The sequence below is a fragment of the Shewanella sp. 5_MG-2023 genome, assembly GCF_030547465.1.
Classification (GTDB): domain Bacteria; phylum Pseudomonadota; class Gammaproteobacteria; order Enterobacterales; family Shewanellaceae; genus Shewanella.
This window is the reverse complement of record NZ_JAUORC010000088.1, coordinates 1-791: the sequence shown is the minus strand read 5'-3', so window position 1 is coordinate 791 and position 791 is coordinate 1. Positions and strand designations below refer to the sequence as shown.

1 protein-coding gene and 1 pseudogene are annotated in these 791 nt (G+C 41.8%); both read left to right on the top strand.

All coding sequences use genetic code 11. From position 1 onward, the window contains the following. Positions 1-230 (top strand): annotated as a pseudogene (locus Q4557_RS19795) (transposase); the annotation flags it as partial. 35 nt (positions 231-265) lie between these two features. Beyond that, positions 266-637, top strand: a complete 372-nt coding sequence (locus Q4557_RS19790; RefSeq protein ID WP_102435792.1) for a GlyGly-CTERM sorting domain-containing protein — start codon at positions 266-268, stop codon at positions 635-637. Positions 638-791 lie beyond the last annotated feature (154 nt).

Genomic DNA, 791 nt, shown 5'->3' with positions numbered 1-791 from the left:
ACCCATAACCGAAGGCGTGACCCTTGTGTTATAAGAAGCATCCTCATATCCACTTCATCATTCCGGCAGGCAGCTTTGATAAAGCTAAAAAACAAAGGAAAAAGAACAAGGGTAAATACCTTTTCAACGCCTTTAACCTGGCTAAAGTCTGGCGAGCAAGACTACTGGCATATTTGGGAAAACATCATCTCAAGTTACCGACCTCAATCCCCAACAAGTGGGTGGTTGACTGGCTAGCGAAGTCGTTAATGTAACGGTCGAAAATGTGCCTTTATCATTTGATATTAGCTTTAGTGGAAACACTGAGCTAAATGAAGGTGAGAACACCGTTATCACTGCGGCTATTGCTAATGAACCTGCAGGTTTAACCTATAGCTGGACACAAGTTTCAGGCGCTCAAACTGATTTTACTGCAACGGGTCTTGTGCTAAATCTGACAACACCAGAAGTTTCAGTAGATCAAGCATTAGTGTTTGAACTTGTTGTGAGTGACGGGGAAGAAGAAACAAGTGCTTCTGTCAGTATCAATGTGGCAAACACGTTAGATGATGGTTGGAGCGAAAACTATAGCGCGGGCAGTTTAGGAGCTGGGCTTCTATTATTATTGCCACTGCTATGGCGTCGCCGTCAGTCTTAATGACGTTAAATAATGTCAGTTAGATTATAGTGCTAATAGCTTGAATTAAGCTTAAGTTCGCTATCAGACCTTAAAAGGAGACTGTAACTAATTTTGTGTAACTGCTTATCAACACGTACTCTATAGAGAGTCAAGGATAGGCAGATACTCATGA